This is a genomic window from Dyadobacter sp. OTU695 (genome assembly GCF_038440355.1).
GTDB lineage: Bacteria > Bacteroidota > Bacteroidia > Cytophagales > Spirosomataceae > Dyadobacter.
The window spans coordinates 26,952-42,865 of sequence record NZ_JASATN010000004.1; the positions used below are offsets into that span (position 1 = coordinate 26,952).

At 47.6% G+C, this 15,914-nt stretch carries 14 protein-coding genes; 7 read left to right on the forward strand and 7 right to left on the reverse strand.

Annotation, left to right across the window (positions count from 1 at the left end; translation table 11 throughout):
- The 4 genes from AAHB90_RS10300 (at position 1) to AAHB90_RS10315 (ending at position 2,906) form a co-directional block, all read left to right on the forward strand.
- A complete protein-coding gene (locus tag AAHB90_RS10300) occupies positions 1-681 on the forward strand; it encodes an SDR family oxidoreductase (RefSeq protein WP_342084894.1) in 681 nt (226 codons plus the stop codon).
- 5 nt (positions 682-686) lie between these two features.
- Positions 687-1,109 carry a winged helix-turn-helix transcriptional regulator gene (locus AAHB90_RS10305; RefSeq protein ID WP_342084895.1) on the forward strand — a complete coding sequence of 141 codons (423 nt, stop codon included), beginning with the start codon at positions 687-689 and terminating at the stop codon, positions 1,107-1,109.
- A 133-nt stretch (positions 1,110-1,242) separates the two neighbouring features.
- Positions 1,243-1,833, forward strand: coding sequence for a TetR/AcrR family transcriptional regulator (locus tag AAHB90_RS10310; RefSeq protein WP_342084896.1), 591 nt, complete (start codon positions 1,243-1,245; stop codon positions 1,831-1,833).
- Between the two features lie 68 nt (positions 1,834-1,901).
- Positions 1,902-2,906 carry an NADP-dependent oxidoreductase gene (locus AAHB90_RS10315; RefSeq protein ID WP_342084897.1) on the forward strand — a complete coding sequence of 335 codons (1,005 nt, stop codon included), beginning with the start codon at positions 1,902-1,904 and terminating at the stop codon, positions 2,904-2,906.
- Positions 2,907-2,996: 90 nt separating this feature from the next.
- On the opposite strand, the gene AAHB90_RS10320 is transcribed toward AAHB90_RS10315, so the two are convergent.
- The 6 genes from AAHB90_RS10320 to AAHB90_RS10345 are packed head-to-tail and all read right to left on the reverse strand — an operon-like array spanning position 2,997 to position 9,687.
- Positions 2,997-4,991: a hypothetical protein gene (locus AAHB90_RS10320; protein WP_342084898.1), complete on the reverse strand. Its 1,995-nt coding sequence runs from the start codon at positions 4,989-4,991 to the stop codon at positions 2,997-2,999.
- Positions 4,982-6,496: a hypothetical protein gene (locus AAHB90_RS10325; protein WP_342084899.1), complete on the reverse strand. Its 1,515-nt coding sequence runs from the start codon at positions 6,494-6,496 to the stop codon at positions 4,982-4,984. The genes AAHB90_RS10320 and AAHB90_RS10325 overlap by 10 nt, the downstream gene beginning before the upstream one ends.
- Positions 6,496-7,572, reverse strand: coding sequence for a DUF4407 domain-containing protein (locus AAHB90_RS10330; protein WP_342084900.1), 1,077 nt, complete (start codon positions 7,570-7,572; stop codon positions 6,496-6,498). The genes AAHB90_RS10325 and AAHB90_RS10330 overlap by 1 nt, the downstream gene beginning before the upstream one ends.
- Positions 7,556-8,806: a DUF4407 domain-containing protein gene (locus AAHB90_RS10335; protein ID WP_342084901.1), complete on the reverse strand. Its 1,251-nt coding sequence runs from the start codon at positions 8,804-8,806 to the stop codon at positions 7,556-7,558. The genes AAHB90_RS10330 and AAHB90_RS10335 overlap by 17 nt, the downstream gene beginning before the upstream one ends.
- Positions 8,803-9,261, reverse strand: coding sequence for a hypothetical protein (locus AAHB90_RS10340; RefSeq protein ID WP_342084902.1), 459 nt, complete (start codon positions 9,259-9,261; stop codon positions 8,803-8,805). Before AAHB90_RS10340 ends, AAHB90_RS10335 begins: the two co-directional genes overlap by 4 nt.
- Positions 9,262-9,300: 39 nt before the next feature.
- Positions 9,301-9,687: an SH3 domain-containing protein gene (locus AAHB90_RS10345; RefSeq protein ID WP_342084904.1), complete on the reverse strand. Its 387-nt coding sequence runs from the start codon at positions 9,685-9,687 to the stop codon at positions 9,301-9,303.
- Positions 9,688-10,449: 762 nt separating this feature from the next.
- Between AAHB90_RS10345 and AAHB90_RS10350 the strand changes: the two genes are divergently transcribed.
- The 3 genes from AAHB90_RS10350 to AAHB90_RS10360 all read left to right on the forward strand — a co-directional run bounded on the left by AAHB90_RS10350 (position 10,450) and on the right by AAHB90_RS10360 (position 11,838).
- Positions 10,450-11,016 carry a Crp/Fnr family transcriptional regulator gene (locus AAHB90_RS10350; protein ID WP_342084905.1) on the forward strand — a complete coding sequence of 189 codons (567 nt, stop codon included), beginning with the start codon at positions 10,450-10,452 and terminating at the stop codon, positions 11,014-11,016.
- Positions 11,017-11,079: 63 nt separating this feature from the next.
- Positions 11,080-11,448 carry a glyoxalase gene (locus AAHB90_RS10355; protein WP_342084906.1) on the forward strand — a complete coding sequence of 123 codons (369 nt, stop codon included), beginning with the start codon at positions 11,080-11,082 and terminating at the stop codon, positions 11,446-11,448.
- Positions 11,449-11,460: 12 nt separating this feature from the next.
- Positions 11,461-11,838 carry a hypothetical protein gene (locus AAHB90_RS10360; protein ID WP_342084907.1) on the forward strand — a complete coding sequence of 126 codons (378 nt, stop codon included), beginning with the start codon at positions 11,461-11,463 and terminating at the stop codon, positions 11,836-11,838.
- Positions 11,839-11,876: 38 nt separating this feature from the next.
- On the opposite strand, the gene AAHB90_RS10365 is transcribed toward AAHB90_RS10360, so the two are convergent.
- The gene (locus tag AAHB90_RS10365; protein ID WP_342084908.1) at positions 11,877-15,851 is read right to left on the reverse strand and encodes a hybrid sensor histidine kinase/response regulator transcription factor; all 3,975 of its coding nucleotides are present in this window, start codon (positions 15,849-15,851) and stop codon (positions 11,877-11,879) included.
- Positions 15,852-15,914: the final 63 nt, after the last annotated feature.

The following is a 15,914-nucleotide window of genomic DNA, read 5'->3' on the forward strand; positions in this document are numbered from 1 at the left end:
ATGAGGCTGGAAAACAAAAAAATTCTTTTGATAGGTGGTAGTCATGGCATGGGGTTAGGCGCCGCACGCGCGGTGTTAGCGCAGGGAGCTCAGGTGATTTTGGTAGGACGAGAAAAGACCGCCCTGGAAACGGCACGCGATGAGTTGGTTGGAAATGTCCGAACCGTCCAGGGGGACATTACCGAGGTGGACTCGCATGAAGCGCTATTGGAATCTATTGGTGAATTTGACCACGTGTTCATTTCAGCATCCCCCGGTGGCGAGGCTGGTTTTGATGCGCCCCATCCGAGGATAGAAGCTTCTTACTTTTATGGAAAGGTTTGGTGCACCTTTAAATTCTTACAGTGTGTGGTCCGATATATCAGTGCCGGCGGATCGATCACGCTTATGTCCGGAGGCTATGCGGTCCGTTCTACTCCGGACTACCCGCTGGTCAGCATGGCATTTGCGGCAACGGAGGCAATGGCACGTGCGCTTGCAGTTTCGATTGCGCCTATTCGGGTGAACGCGATCAGGCCAACCTATATTGATCAGAAACAGCCCCTCACCAGTAAAACATTGACGGGAACAATGGGATCGAATGATGATGTTGGCGATGCAGTGGCGTTTCTGATGGGAAACAATTATATAAATGGAGAGACTTTAAGCATTGATGGCGGCGCCGGTGTTATTTTTACATAACACCGATGAAAACATTACCAACACAGAAAATGGACAGAATAGCATATTTGAAAGGACTGCAGAAACGAAAACAGTCTTCCGCATTTGATTCTTTCGTGAGTATGGTAGGCAAAGTGGGGGGCTGTCCAGTACGCATAACCAATCAGGTTATTGGCGGTAAGTGGAAGCCAATCATTTTCAATTTGATCGTACATGAGGTAAACCGCTTTGGTGAAATGTCTCATCTTGTGGAGGGTTTAAGTAAGAAGGTCTTAACCACTCAGTTAAAAGAGCTGGAAGCAGATGGGCTTATTTTACGAAAAGTATATGATATTTTGCCTCAAAGAGTAGAGTACGAGCTTACTGAGAAAGGCCGCACATTTGTGCCGGTGATTCAGGAAATGTGTAATTGGGCGATTGAAAACTTTCGGGAAACTCCGGCAACATAGCATTGATATAAAACCTGCCAAAACCGCAGAATGTCACGGCAGGGCCTCCATCAATCCAGCGCTTAAAAAAAGTTTAAGGGAAAAATCATAAAATAAACTTTTTAGTATATTTTTGCTGAACGATTTGTAAGGTATGATCACGAAGGCAGAAAGAACTAAGCGTTTTATCCTGGAAACAGCGGCGCCGCTGTATAACCAGAAAGGGATTTCAGGAGTTAGTATCGACGACGTACTTGCTGCTACGAAGTTGACCAAGGGTTGCCTTTACGGGCATTTTGAAAATAAGGATGATTTGTCCGTGCAGGTCGTTGAGTATATGCTGGATACTGTCGTTCAAAAAATGATGTTTGCCGTCGGTGCGGCTAAGACAGCCACAGCGAAAGTATTCGCATTCCTTGACTTCTATAAAGACCCTTTTAATACTCATATCGACGGCGGATGCCCTATTTTCAATACTGCCGTGGAAGTGGATGACAATTTCCCAGGGATCAAAGAAAAGATTGGCGCGGTGATCCGCCGGGGGCAGGATACGTTTACGGCGATATTAAAACAAGGCATTCAGGAAGGCGAGTTTTCAACAAAGCTGGATCCGGTTGTCTACGCATTCAAGGCGACCGCCGCTATTGAGGGAGGGCTGGTGATGTGCCGGGCTATGAATACCGCCAAGCCGATGAACGGGCTGATCAAAAGCCTGAAATCTGAACTGGAAAGTTATAAGATTTAATTTTTTTTGCATTAAAATATACCAAAAGGTTTATTTTTAAGTCATAATATTCAAACATTAAAAACAATATGAAAGCATTCGTCATTGATCGTTATAAGCCGGAAAACGGCATGCGTAAGGCAAATGTTCCGGACCCGGTTGTGGGAGAGAACGATGTGCTGGTGCAGGTACATGCGGCCGGTGTCAATCTGTTGGACTCTAAAATCAAGAGCGGGGAATTTAAAGCGATGCTACCTTACAAATTTCCCCTCATCATGGGGCATGACGTGGCCGGGGAGGTAGTTGAAGTCGGGTCTCGGGTAAGGAAGTTCAAGGCAGGTGATCAGGTATATGCAAGGCCGGCTGATTTCAGGATCGGTACGTTTGCCGAGCTGATAACTATACATGAATCGGACCTGGCCTTCAAGCCCGCTTCGCTTTCTATGGAAGAGGCCGCATCCATTCCGCTGGTGGGCCTTACTGTCTGGCAGGCGCTGGTCGAAAAAGCAAATCTACAAAGAGGGCAGAAAGTGTTTATCCAGGCGGGTTCCGGCGGGGTAGGGACATTCGCCATACAACTGGCCAAGCATCTGGGTGCTACGGTCGCAACTACTACCAGCGCGGCCAATACAGCACTGGTTAAGAGTCTGGGTGCCGACGTGGTGATCGATTACAGAAAAGAGGATTTTGAAGCGGTACTTAAAGATTACGATGTGGTTTTGAACAGCCAGGATTCAACGACCCTCGAAAAGTCGCTTCGTATATTAAAGCCAGGTGGAAAACTTATCTCCATCTCCGGCCCGCCTGACCCCGCTTTCGCCCGGGAACTCGGATTGAATGTGGTGCTGAAAGTGGTCATGTTCTTTCTAAGCTTCGCAACCAAAAGAAAGGCCCGGCGGCTTGGGGTAGACTATTCTTTCCTTTTCATGAGAGCCGAAGGAAACCAGCTTGGCAAGATCACCGAACTGATCAATGCGGGGGGCATCCGTCCGGTAATGGATAAGATATTCCCATTCGATCAGGCCAACGATGCGCTAGCTTACGTGGAAAGCGGACGGGCCAAAGGCAAAGTTGTCATCAGAGTAGCACAATAGTTACCTGGTGAACAGGTTTTTCTCGAAAATTGCCTTTGGGGTGCTTAACCCGAAAAAAACAATCAACTTTTGAGGAATTAATAGCCAGCCTCACCAAAACTGGAACCCCAGTTTAATGCCAAATCTTGTCAGGGACGCTTCGATCTTCTCCTTCGATGCGGACAAATGCGACACATCGCTGTTATAGATATTTCCAAGACCAGGTGCGGCCAGGATTTCAACAAACGCTCCGAACCGTTCTCTTTGAATTTCTATGCCGAGGCCGCCATAAATTGACAAGGCAGTTTTCTGAAGTTGGTCGACACCGTCAAAATCCACTCCGTTTGTATAATTCTGATACTCGTAACGCAACGGAACATGGATTTCGGGACCAAATTTGAGATATGGCCTGATATGGGCTGGTTGTGTGTCGGGCAGGTGGAGCTTGATTCCCAGCGATCCATTAAGTCCCTGGATAGTGAAGTTCTCATCTGTTGAACCAAAGGCACCGTTTGAATAATAATTTGTCCTGAAATACTGAATGCCCGCCACGAATTCTGCGATGTTTTTGTGATCGATGTAAGCCAGTTCAATTCCAGCCGTAGCCATCCAGCCTGTGGACATGTCTTTTTCTGCGTCGCCAATTTTGTAGTGTGGTTTGACACCGTAAAAACCGCCGATAAACTGTGCCTTCAACCAGCTATTCGACTTGCAGCTATTTATCATCGAAAGTCCGTCTCTTACTTCTGCCTCGAGTGCCGGTGCATCACAGGTTTTGAGGGATTGCATTTTCACATAAACTTCGCGAAGCCTCTGACAATCGTTCGCATCCGCAAATTCTTGCATACTCAGGCGGTATCGGGCGAGTAAACTGTCATTTTTCATGAAGCGGGAGATCGAATCTTTTAAACCGGCATTGGATTTCAGCAAAGACGCAGAACTTTCGCAGTACTGAATGTAAGACACTGCTTGCGCCCAAAGTGCTTTTGATCTGTTCAGATTGCAGTTTGACAGCTCTTTCCTTATCAGAACTATTGTTTGCCTGAAGCTATCTTCGCCTTCACACTTCTGAGAGCGCGGAGGCGATGTAACCGGGTATTTGACCGAGTACTCCGCATATTCTTTCTCGATACAGGTTTTAACGCCCTGACGGACCTCGGCCGGAAGATCGTCGGCCCAGGAAAACAGGGTTGTATATGCGCTGCGAACAGTCTCGACATGAGCGGAGCTCTGTTTAAGGACTGCTATTTTTTGCCTTATGCTTTGAAACTCCCTCAATCTGCTGATAAAAAAGTCAGAGCCATTTATTGTGGATCTATTTGCCTCCACCTGTTTAATTAGCAGATCGATATCGCATATTTCTGCGATGCCCGAAAGCGATGCATCACCACGAAGGTTTGCTTTAAGGAGCTTAATTTCATCTTCGATACCGGGGAGGTCGACGTTTTGAATTTCCCGATAGCTCTCTAATCCTTTGATTTTTTCCTCATTAGAACGGGAATAGGTGGCTGTGCCAAGATTTTTCTTTCCCCAATTGGTAACATCTTCGGTAGCTTTAAGCCCGTCGACATATTGTTCTTTCAAAATGTTATTCCGATTGCCACCCAAAGCCTTCGCGTTGTTAAAATCTTGCTTTGCACCGGCCGTGTCGAGTCTGCTCAATTTTTGGCGGCCACGATGTGCAAACTCGAAGCCCGTGATAATTCTTTGCTGTGAAGTAAGTTCGGTTAATTTTTCCTTATTGATTTGTTGAAGACACGTTTCGATTTTTTCCTCAAAAAAGAGAAGCGTACCGATGTCTTTGAATTTTCTATATTCTTTGAATTTGTCCAGCGCTTCGGCAAACTGGTTCCGCTTGAACAGGCGCTCGCCCTCCGCAGCTACCTCGGTAAGCAACCGAGCCTGCCGGGAGCGAAGCATGAAACTGGAATCCTTTGGATAGGCCTTGTACAAGGTCAATGCCTCGTTGAATTGCCCCTGGTCGAGTTTTTCTTCTGCTGCCATCCAGACGGCATATAGTTCTTTCTTTGCAAATTTTTCCTGCGACAAGGCTGGCGTGAAAGTTGCAAACGTCAGAAAAGCAAGGAAAGTAATGGTCAATCGCATTTCAACGGTACCGTTTGAGTGAGGGATGCTGCGTACTGGTAGTAATTATTGGGTATATAAGTGAGGTTCCTGGCATCGGCCTGTTTGAACTCTCGACATTTCTGGTCTGCGAGCGCCTTATAGGAGGCGGCAAGATCCATAAGTCTGCGATTTCCAGGAGCTAGCCTGGCGGCCTGCCTGAAATTTTCGTTGGCTAACGCATATTCTTCGTCTTGTACTGCTTTCAATCCACGGTTTAGGAACATCTCGAAGGAAGCCGCCGATTGCTGCGAAGGTGCCGGCCTGGGCGGGGGTAAGGGTGTTGGAACGGGTTTGATATCGGACTCTTCGGCCGTATTCGGAATCGGCTTGACAGGATCGGTTTGGGTAGGTTTGGGTGTATTGATATTATCCGGTTTATCCGCCTGAATGTTATCACTGCCTGGCTTGTTCTTATTGATTTTTGATTGATTTGAGCCCTGATTTTCGGTGTTTTTAGGTTCGTCACCAACATTTGGCGGTGTAGTCCCGGAAAATGTCTCCGTAATACTATCCAATCTAGGGGGCGTGTGCCAAAGTATATTCCAAATCAGAAGGATAAGCAGCAAAACAATAATCGTCGGTAGCCACCACGGCGTCTTGTTTTTTAATGCTGGACGTATGGCAAAGAGCGCCAGTGCCGCAACTGCAAGCACAAGAATCCCGGGTAGCTGAAATCTCAATAATAGCAAACCTGCAAGCCCAAGAAGTAGTAAAAGCGCTAGAAGGGAAGCAGTTTTTTCAAGTGACCATGACACGGGGTAATCCGTAACTGGTTGCTGATCAGTTTCTTTTTTCATTACCCCCGTCGGTTCTGGCGGTTGCGGGGGTAATGGCGGCGATAGCGGCGGCTTCTGTTGAATCCACTCCTGAAACTCCTCTACCGTCTCTTCGACTTCTTCTACGTAATCCACAAGATAGCCGCAAATGGGACTTTCCACGGTTCCAAAAACTTCTGCTCCATTCGATTGATGCAAAGCATGAATCAGTTTCGGATTAAAAAGCGTCGGCTCGTACAAGTCTATTTTATAGCGTAGTGCGCTATTGCCGTCGTCTAAGATGAGGATGTTCTCGGAGAACTGGTTGAAGCCAATTTGCTGACCTTCACAACAATACTTCCGGGAAAATTCGGTGATAAGGTCCTGGTAATTTGTTCGCTTGTCGGTCACGATGTCATGTTGCCCAATGACAATTTCAGATTCATAAATCTGAATGTCATAAAAGTCACCGGCGTCTTCCGGCCGTGAACCATTTGGAACAGGATAGCCCCAATATTTTCCTCTGAGTTTACCCTTTAAAAATGTTCGCCTGATCATATTTCGGGTGACCCTTACTCTCCTCATCCGCTTTCCACGACTGTCGGTATAAACTTCTTCTTCGCTACGGATAACTTCCTCAGCATCTATTGTCAACACAGCAGGGGCGTTTACCGGCGTAGCTTCGGCCAGTTGCGCTTGTTTCGGACTATACAGATGCTGATTTCTCATTATTGGCTTTTCTTTGGCTCGGAAATTGAAGGATACAGCGAATCTAAAAGCACTTTTTCCGACTGAACCAGTCTCTCATCTCTTTTCCTGACAGTCCTGAAGGGTGGGTCAAGCCAGTATTCGAATTTTTCAAACAGTGTTTCTTGGGTGGCTGTGAGCAGGTCGTGATACATATCGGCAGCGGTACGGCTATGGGAGTCCTCAATGGATTGAATGACAGGTACAAGTGCATGCTTCAGGGTCGAATTGTAGCCTGCGATGCGTTCATTCATAATGCGCTCGTAATGCGCCTTGAAAGCATCGTAGGCCTCCGTGACCAACTGATTTTCAAGCTCCTTCTTCTGGACATAAAACCGCTTATGATTTCGAATATCGTATTTCTCGTAAACCGGATAGAAAAACAGCGCCCATACCGAAAGTACAATCAGCCAATACCACGCATTTGAGCCGGCCAGTATCCTGACCCGCTGTACAAAGAAATGACTCGAATCGAGCAAGGATGAGACAATACGCCGTTCGGCTTCCATCTGCCTTGTCAGCTCGGCATGACTGGCCTCACTGGCGGTAATAGCGCTCACGGAACCATCCAATGCTTCAAGGAAGTATTTTCTTTTGTATTCCTCAATTGGCTTGTCAGTGTATTTAGATAGCGCCAGGACACCGATGGGCTGGGCAATGCTGGTTGCAATCAGAACAATAAAAAAAATCCTGATGGTAAAAGCGCCAAACAGCGTATACTTTTGTTGGTGGGAAGGTTGGGATTTTCTGTTTTCAAAAATCAACGGGGTAATCGTGTAAAGCAGTAATACGTAGAGATTCCCGATGACCACGGCCACAAACAATGCAAGGAGAAATTCAAATAATGCAGGCAGATCAAATGCATACTCAAAAAAAGCAAAGCTGCCCGTAAAGCACACGAGCCCGATAACCACTACGATCAGGCTGATCCGGGTAAAGCGATTCTGAACACTTTCTGGTGATTCTCTGATAATGTATTTATCCTCGCCGGACAACGCCCAAAGGTGTTGCATTGCCTTTTGCGCCCATAAACGAAGTCGATCAGGCAGTCTGAACATAATCGGCTGGGTTTTTATCTATTTTCTCTTTTTCCTGATCCCTGTATTTTTCAATGGCGTAACCTGAAAGTTCTCGTTGTACTTCGATGATTTTAGATTTTTCAAACAGAACTTTTTCAGCCTGGTGATTGATCGTCAAATGACGCTCCTGGCCTGATTTGTCTTTGTAAAAATCATATCTCGTTTCAATTCCATGCTCAGCCTTGATCAATTCATCCCGATTTTCGGACAAATAATCATAGGGCGTTTTGGTAAGCATCAATTTAAAAAAGATAGGAGTCAGCTCAATTGCCATAAAAAGCAACGTGATAAAGATGGTGATGGTCAATCCTGCGATTTCATGTGCTTTTTGAATGCGGATCAGAAGACCGTCAAGAGTTGCAGCTTTTTGTTCGGCACTGGAAATATCTTTATTGAACTCTGCTCTGAGACGATTTTCTTCTGCAATTGCACTAGCATACTCGGAGCTTCTGATAAGTCGTTCTCGTTCTTGTTGAACCTCGGTCTTTTGTCTTTGAATTGCCTTGGCGCGGTCTCCTTCTCCTGGAACACTCGATTCTTCGCCTCTTACTTCTTTCTTTATTTCAATCGTGAGATAGTTAATCAAGCTATCCAATTGATCAATTTTTCGCCTTGTCACAAGCATCTGTTTATTGATTTCTTCCCGTTTTTTCGCATAGTTTGTTTTTGCCTGGTCAATTCCTTTTTCTTTCTCTTTATCCTGCTCCTTTTTAATCGCCAAATCAATCTCCGTCTTGAACATCCTGATTTCAACAGGTTTGGAAATGGTAATCGCGATGATCATCCCCATGATAATCCTCGGTAGAGCGCCCTTGAATTCGGCCCAAGTGATCTCTTCAGTGCCGTCTCCTTTTCCTGTGCTGGTAACGATAAAACGGTCGATGTTGAATATCATAAGTCCCCAAAGTGCACCGAATAGGGCAGCGACAATGACGGTCGTTGTGTCCGTACCCACATATTCGGAGTTTTCCACGAGGGTTTTGGTTTTGTTCAGAACATCCGCGCTTTTGGGGGCGAATATGGTGTAGAAAGCGTAGCCACCGGCAATTCCGGCTAGGACACCGGTTGCCATGACGATGCCTCCCAGGCACATATACTTAACCTGGTCCGTGTAAGTGGCCCGATCAAGCAGATATTTATCGGCTCCGGCACACCGCCAGAAAAAGCGCATCAACCATCCAGCTTTTGGTAGTTCGTAATAGTCGCGGATCATAGCAATTCGATTTTAGAGAAGGTGTTATGGTTTATTTCAACTGATTTGAATCTGACATGATTGATTTCAATGGCAACTTTAATGGGTTGAATGCGAATTGCTTTGCGTTCTGCCATGAGTGAAATCTCAGGTATTTTGGATGAGCAGTGAAACGGCTGCACCAAAATCGAATCATGAATCAGCAAAGCCGTCAGGGAATAAGATTGATTTTCATAAAAGCCTTTAACAAGTACTGTTTGCGCTTCCAGATAGAGGGCCTGTCTTTGGAGGATGATCGTTCTGTCGAGCGTTCGAAGACCGGACGGCAGAACGATCCAAAGTGCGTTGGTCCATTCACAAACCATAGCGCCATCCTTAGACCGCGTCCGATGAAGTCTGAGTTTTTTGTCCGATTTGAAAAGCGTACTTATGAAGCGGAGCGAGACCGAGATCCAAAACAGTAATTTCGAAATCATATTATTCTGCCTGATTAAATGCATTATTTAAGCTGCGGACTACTGAACGAATTCCGAAAAGACAAAGCCAACGGAGCCGGAATCAATCGTTTGAACTTTTATCCAGTCGCCGGTTTCTCCCAACTTCATTAGCAGCGTACCATATAATACTTCTTCAACGATTTCTGATTTAGTCGTGGCCGATTGCCTCAGGTTGGCCTTAGGTGTTATAACCATAATTATCTCGGCGTCATCGGGAATTGGTATTGTAAAGGATCCATTTGATCGGGGTTGAGGTGCCAAAAAAACATCTTGGGGTTCAGCAATGCTTTTTACGGCAGTTTTACTTCCTGCTTCTCGATTCAGTGTTTGTGATTGCTCCGGGCGCTGCTTTGGAATGCCGATGGTCTGATTATCCGGAACAGTTGAAACAGGGGGCGACTGCAAAACCCGATTATAGTTACGCGATCGGTTATACGAAGAACGTACCGGACTGCCAGTCGAACGAGGTGCAGCTACGCGTTTCGGTCTTGATACTTTTGGAGTGTAGCAAACCGCGCAACTACCTCCATACACAGAGCAGTTCTTGCAAGAGGAGCAGTTGCTGCAAGCGGAGCAATAAGCATTGCTTCCCGAACAACGGCCGAACAGGTGATGCAAATCCAGATCGAATCCCTCTGTATATAACCAGGAGGATAACAGGGATGCGAAAATCGGAAGTAGTAGAAGTTTTTTCAATGGAGAAGGTTAGGTGTATAAATTGATTTACTGCAACCGGTAACCATTTGACAAATAAGCATAATAGAACGCTGCTCGCTAGTTCCCCCCTTGTTTAGCCAGGACATTAAAGAAGGCTTTTACTCCATAGGAAGTCTTCAAACTATTAAAGTCTATATTAGATAGAGATTGGCAATAAGCTACCGTGGCCAATAAAGTACCTCACGTAGTTTTGGGGCAAATCGTTGGGAGAGATCGGGATTAATTACTTTTCTCGCTTGCTCAAGGAATTCGTTTTCAGTCATAGTCGGGGAGGGTTTGTTTGCTATCAACCCTTAATTTAAACACTTGATGTACAAGCTCATTTACCGTTTAATCAGTTTTAATCTTTCCTTAGATTTTAACACAAAAAACAAATTCCCAGACCGCCCCGGACGCTTTTCCTAATACTGCAAAACCCGTATTTTCGGGAATTGTGAAAAACATCTGTATATGTATTCGGATATTTTAAGGGCGACGGGTAATTACCTCGATCATGAGGTGCTGCTTTTCGAAAAACAGGCCCAGGTTCGCCAGGTCGGTAAACATGAATTTCTGCTTCGAAAAGGGGAGGTGGCCAGGTCCTTGTACTATCTTCTGGATGGGGCGGTTCAGCAATATGATATGGTTTCCGAGTCGGAGCATAATGTGATCAACCTGCATGTTGCCGGCGAATGGTTCCTTAACTACGAGAGCCTGATTACCCAGCGTCCTTCCACGGTTTTTATGGAAGCATTTGCCGACAGTCGCATCATGGAGATCAGCCTGGAAGCCGTCCACCACCTGACGGGCGGGTCAACGGCGTTTTTGCAGCTCAACAGGGTGCTGGAAGGGGCATTCAAAAGAATGCAGTTTTTTGACCAATCCATGACGCCAACGGAAAAGTACCTGTCTGTGCTCAGCCATAGCCCGCAATTGATCCATGCATTTCCATTGAAGATAATCGCCTCGTATCTTAAAGTCACGCCTGAAACCCTCAGCAGGGTGAGGAATGCCATTGCAAACGGCGCCGTTTCTTGATTTCGATCAAGATGAATGATCTGGCTAATGTTTTACTTTTGGTGGAAAACAACCGAAGTTACAATGGATCATCAAGCACTGTCTATTCGCCCGTTTATAGGAGCCGTCGATTTTGAAGTATCAAGAGCATTTTACCGTGACCTGGGTTTCCAGGAAGTGGAACTGTCGCCGGCGATGTCCCTTTTTAAAACCGGCAGTTACGGCTTCTATCTGCAAAATGCATTCAACCGCGACTGGGTGGATAATACGATGGTGTTTCTTGAGGTGGAAGATGTCCAACGTTTCTGGGATGAGCTCCTGAAACTGGATCTCCCGGCGAAATACAAAAATGTGCGTCTTGTACCGATCCGTTCCGAGCATTGGGGACGTGAGTGTTTTGTCCATGACCCTTCGGGGATATTGTGGCATTTCGGCGAATTCTTCAAAAAATAACAAAAAGCGGAGATGAAATTTACCAGACTAGTACCCAACGTATTTTACGTGGACATCAATGACGGCCTGAAATTGTTCGTCGACTGCCTCGAATTTAGGATTGTGCACGACGAGCTGAAAAGCCGTAATCCTTTTTGTGTGATCGAAAAGGACGGGTTACAGTTAAATGTTTTTGAAAATGAAAGTCTTGCAAGGGAACACAACCCTGAGTTTAGACTGGTAACCGATGATATAGAGTCGGTTTACCAGCAAATCGTTTCGACCCATCCGCATTATCTTCATCCCAATCTCAGCCAGGTTACTCTTAGGCCCTGGGGTGCCCGCGAGTTCGCGCTCACCGACCGGCAACTGGGTATTATCATTCAGCAATGGCCCGTCGCGCATGGCTAAGCCAGTTCGGCAGGTCTCCATCGTCGCCGACTATTAACTTACAACGCATTCACGTACCCCGACGGACTTACCCCGAACTGCTTTTGAAAGTCACGTGAAAAGTTGGTCGGAACACTGTATCCGACCATATCTGCCACTTCGTTGATCTTGTAATTCTTCTCCGCAAGCAGTTCAGCCGCTTTTTTGAGGCGCGAAAGGTTGATCAACTCATTGGGCGTCATATCCGAAATGCCTTTGATCTTCCGGTATAGGGTAGGGCGGCTCATATTCATTTTCGACGAAAGCATATCCACATCCAGATCGCTGTCTGCAATGTGCTCGGTGATAATGGCGTTGAGCTGTTCGAGGAAATCCTTGTCTGCGCGCGAGAACGCTATGCCCTTGATGTGCGTAAGCGGCGAGCGTGCAAAGTAGTCTTTGATAATGTCGCGGTTTTGGAGCAGGTTGGTGATCTGCGCCGACAAATGGTCGAGTGAGAAAGGCTTTTCGATATAGGCATCCGCACCCACTTCCAGCCCCTCAATCCTCGAACTGATCGAGTTCTTGGCAGTCAGTAAAATAATCGGAATATGGCTGAAACGGATGTCGTTTTTCATCTCGCGGCATAGCGCAATGCCGTCCATCACAGGCATCATAATATCGCTGATTACCAGATGGATGTTTTCTTCCTGCAAAAGATCAATCGCGTGCCGGCCGTCGCCCGACCTGAAAATGTTGTAGTCCAGGCTCAGCTCCCGGCCAAGGTAGCCCAGGATTTCTGCATTGTCCTCTACCAGCAGCACGTTGGGCTTGTTTGGGCTGGTGGCGTTTTGTCCTGCCTCATTTGTTCCAGCCGAACCGTTCAGGTCCCTTTGATCTTCCTTATTCAGATCCAGCTCATAATCCTGGTGAATAGGAATGGAAAGCAGGAAGGTATTCTGGTCGAGCTCCGAGCGTTTCAGCTCGAGCGTCCCCTTGTGCAGCTCCGCAAGTGAGCGTGCGAGGGGGAGACCGATGCCCGTTCCCGGTTCCTTGCTGTGACCTTCCGCGCGGTAGAAGGGCTCAAAAATGCGGTCGCGGTCGTTGTAGCCGATCGGCGGGCCGTCGTTGGTGAATTCGATATGGAAAAGCAGGTCGTCGCTGTTGAATGGCGAAAGCTTCACATTTACCCGGCTTTCGGCATATTTGATCGCGTTACTGACCAGGTTGCTCGTGATTTTCTTGCAAGCCTCTTCATCGACGAATGCCTGTAAGGTAATGCGCGGCAATTCGAGTTTGTATTGAAGCTGTTTTTGCTCGGCTGCCGGACGGAACGTAGCGAAAACATCGTTCAGCAGGTCGTTAATGTCGGTTTTGGTAAAATTAAGGCTGTAATTATTAGCCTCCGCCTTTCGGAAGTCGAGGAGTTGGTTGGTAAGATCAATCAGTCGGGAGGTGTTTTTATCAATCATATTCAAACTCTCAATCATTTCAAGGTCCGACTTTCTGCTCACCAGTAGCTTGTCGAGCGGCATCTTGATCAGCGTTAGCGGCGTGCGGATCTCATGCGCTACATTGGTAAAAAAGTCGATCTTGGCATTGTAAATTTCCCGTTCTTTCCCCATTTCCATCGTCTCGATCTGCCGCCGGTTCTTCTCATGGAGGGCGAGAAAATAGTAACGAAAAATTACTACAATAATACTCACTATCAGCACCACATAAATCAGGTAGGCCCAGCCCGTAGCCCAGAACGGCGGCAAAATGGTTATCCGCAGCCTGGTTTCGCGCTTATTCCAAAGGCCATCGTTGTTGGCCCCGCGAATTTTTAATGTATACTCGCCCGGAGGCAGTTTCGAAAACTGGATCCGCCGGCTGTTGCTGTGGAACGGCAGCCATTCCTGCGAAAGTCCTTCGAGCTGGTATTGATAGCTGTTCTGTTCGGGAATCACATAGCTCAGCACCGCTACATCGAAGCTCACGCTCGAACTTTGGTAAGGTAAAGTCAGCTCGTTCGCATAAACCACCGACTGTTTCAGCGGAGCATCTTCCTGCCGGACATCGATATCGCGGTTATTGACCTGCAAGCGGGTAATGTAAACCGGCGGCACAAATGCATTCCGCAGCAATGCGGCAGGCTTGAAACCCACCATGCCAGCCACCGTGCCGAAGTAGAGCGTACCGTCGGAATCCTTGTACGATGAATTGTAGTTAAACTGGTCGGTAGGAAGGCCATTGCCCGTATGGAAATTGGTGAACCGGTCGGTGCGGCCATCCAGCTTCGCCAGCCCGCGCGAGGTCGTGATCCAGAAATTACCTGCATCATCCTCCAACACCCTGAATACTTGGTTATCGGGCAGCCCGTCAGTTTTTCGGTAGTTGCGGAATTTGCTGGTTTCCGGATTGTAGCGCGAAAGCCCGTGCTCGGTGCAAAGCCAGATGCTTTTATCGGAGCTCTGGTAAATGCTGTTGACGTAGTTATCGGGCAGACCTTCGGGGCGGTCGGCGCTATACCGAATCCGCCCCTGCTTTTGTGTTTTGGGGTTGAAATAATAAACGCCGCCCCCGTAGCTGGCCGCCCAGATCGTTCCTTCCGCGTCCTCGTGAATGCTTTGAACCTGGGCATTGAAGAACGGCAGCCGTGTAAAGTCGTCGGTAGCGCGGTCGTATCGGCAAAGTCCCATCCAGGTACCTGCCAGAATGTCGCCTGCGCGGGTCTTATATAATGTTACAATAAAATTGCTGCTCAGCGAACGCGGGTTGGCGGAGGAATTGTAATGCCGGATCACCCGTTCGGTACGTAAATCGATCACATCGAGCCCGTGCTCATAGGTTCCCACCCACAGCTCGTCGCCGTCAGCCACCATCCCGTGGAGATTATGGTAAGAAATGCTGCCAGGCCGGCCGTTGGGGATAAAGGCTTTGAACTGGCCGGTCCGGACATCGAGCCGGTTCAGTCCCGCATCCTCCGTCCCGATCCACAAATGACCGTATTGGTCTTTGGTAATCTCATGGACAATGCTGCCGCTGATGCTATTACCGGGTTTTGGAAAAAACTTGCGGAAGTTGTTGAACTGGGTTGAATAATAATTGATCCCGCCGAACTGCGTGGTGATCCAGATACCGCCCTCACGGTCGCGCAGGATGCAATTGACAATGTTGTCGCTAATGGAATACCGGTTGAACTGCTCGCGGACAATGTGTTGTGAGCGGCCCGAGCCCAGGTCGAGAATGTAAAGGCCCGATTCGGTGCCGAGCCAGAACTCGCGGCTGCTTTTTTGAAAGATCGTGTGTACCTGTATGTCCTCCCCGGGTTGTCCGGCGGCAGTGAGGTCACGAACCCGGTTTTTTACAAAATTTAAAAGCAAAACCTTCTTCATCGTGCCGATCAGTAACGAAGAGTCGCCGACGGCATGTAATGTGGTGGCGCCGTAAATATCCCTGATGCCCGAAAGTTCGCCGACATTAAATGCTTCGAAACGGCCGGTGTCCTGCTGGTAGTGTCGTACAACCCCGTTGTTGCACGCTACCCAAACGGCTCCCGCCGGTGAGACGTGGAGCGAGATCGGCTGGTCGTTTCCGAGGTCGATGCGCGAGACCCGGCCTGTGCGGATATGAAAGCGGTATAATGTAAGATCGGAAATGACCCAGATGTTGCCATTACGGTCGCCGCGGATTTCGAGCACCTCGCCGGCGGGGATTAGCCGGAATGCGTCGAATCGGTCCGCGACAGGATCGTAGCGGTACACGCCCTTGTGGGTACCTACCCAGAGCTTTTCCGCGGAGTCTTCATATAATGCAAAAATGGAATTGCTTCCGATGCTGAGCGAATCTCCTGCGATGTTCTGGAAAATCCTGAAAGTGTGGCCATCGAAACGGTTGAGCCCATTGCGGCTCGCAAACCACATAAAACCCTTTTTGTCCTGCACGATTTCGCCCACCGCATTACCTGAAAGTCCGTCGGAGACCTGGTAATTACGGAAATAGAATGGAATTTCCTGCGCACAAACCCGCTTAGCAGTCAGAAAGAGAAGCAGGATGGAAACAAATATTCTCACCAATTTAACTACATATAAACACACAACCTGGGACAACCGACATGTAAAGATATCCACTAAAAT

Excerpts from the sequence above, each read along its gene's own strand:
- AAHB90_RS10300 (WP_342084894.1), top strand. The coding sequence starts at position 1 with ATGAGGCTGGAAAACAAAAAAATTCTTTTGATAGGTGGTAGTCATGGC.
- AAHB90_RS10305 (WP_342084895.1), top strand. The coding sequence starts at position 687 with ATGAAAACATTACCAACACAGAAAATGGACAGAATAGCATATTTGAAA.
- AAHB90_RS10310 (WP_342084896.1), top strand. The coding sequence starts at position 1,243 with ATGATCACGAAGGCAGAAAGAACTAAGCGTTTTATCCTGGAAACAGCG.
- AAHB90_RS10315 (WP_342084897.1), top strand. The coding sequence starts at position 1,902 with ATGAAAGCATTCGTCATTGATCGTTATAAGCCGGAAAACGGCATGCGT.
- AAHB90_RS10320 (WP_342084898.1), bottom strand. The coding sequence starts at position 4,991 with ATGCGATTGACCATTACTTTCCTTGCTTTTCTGACGTTTGCAACTTTC.
- AAHB90_RS10325 (WP_342084899.1), bottom strand. The coding sequence starts at position 6,496 with ATGAGAAATCAGCATCTGTATAGTCCGAAACAAGCGCAACTGGCCGAA.
- AAHB90_RS10330 (WP_342084900.1), bottom strand. The coding sequence starts at position 7,572 with ATGTTCAGACTGCCTGATCGACTTCGTTTATGGGCGCAAAAGGCAATG.
- AAHB90_RS10335 (WP_342084901.1), bottom strand. The coding sequence starts at position 8,806 with ATGATCCGCGACTATTACGAACTACCAAAAGCTGGATGGTTGATGCGC.
- AAHB90_RS10340 (WP_342084902.1), bottom strand. The coding sequence starts at position 9,261 with ATGATTTCGAAATTACTGTTTTGGATCTCGGTCTCGCTCCGCTTCATA.
- AAHB90_RS10350 (WP_342084905.1), top strand. The coding sequence starts at position 10,450 with ATGTATTCGGATATTTTAAGGGCGACGGGTAATTACCTCGATCATGAG.
- AAHB90_RS10355 (WP_342084906.1), top strand. The coding sequence starts at position 11,080 with ATGGATCATCAAGCACTGTCTATTCGCCCGTTTATAGGAGCCGTCGAT.
- AAHB90_RS10360 (WP_342084907.1), top strand. The coding sequence starts at position 11,461 with ATGAAATTTACCAGACTAGTACCCAACGTATTTTACGTGGACATCAAT.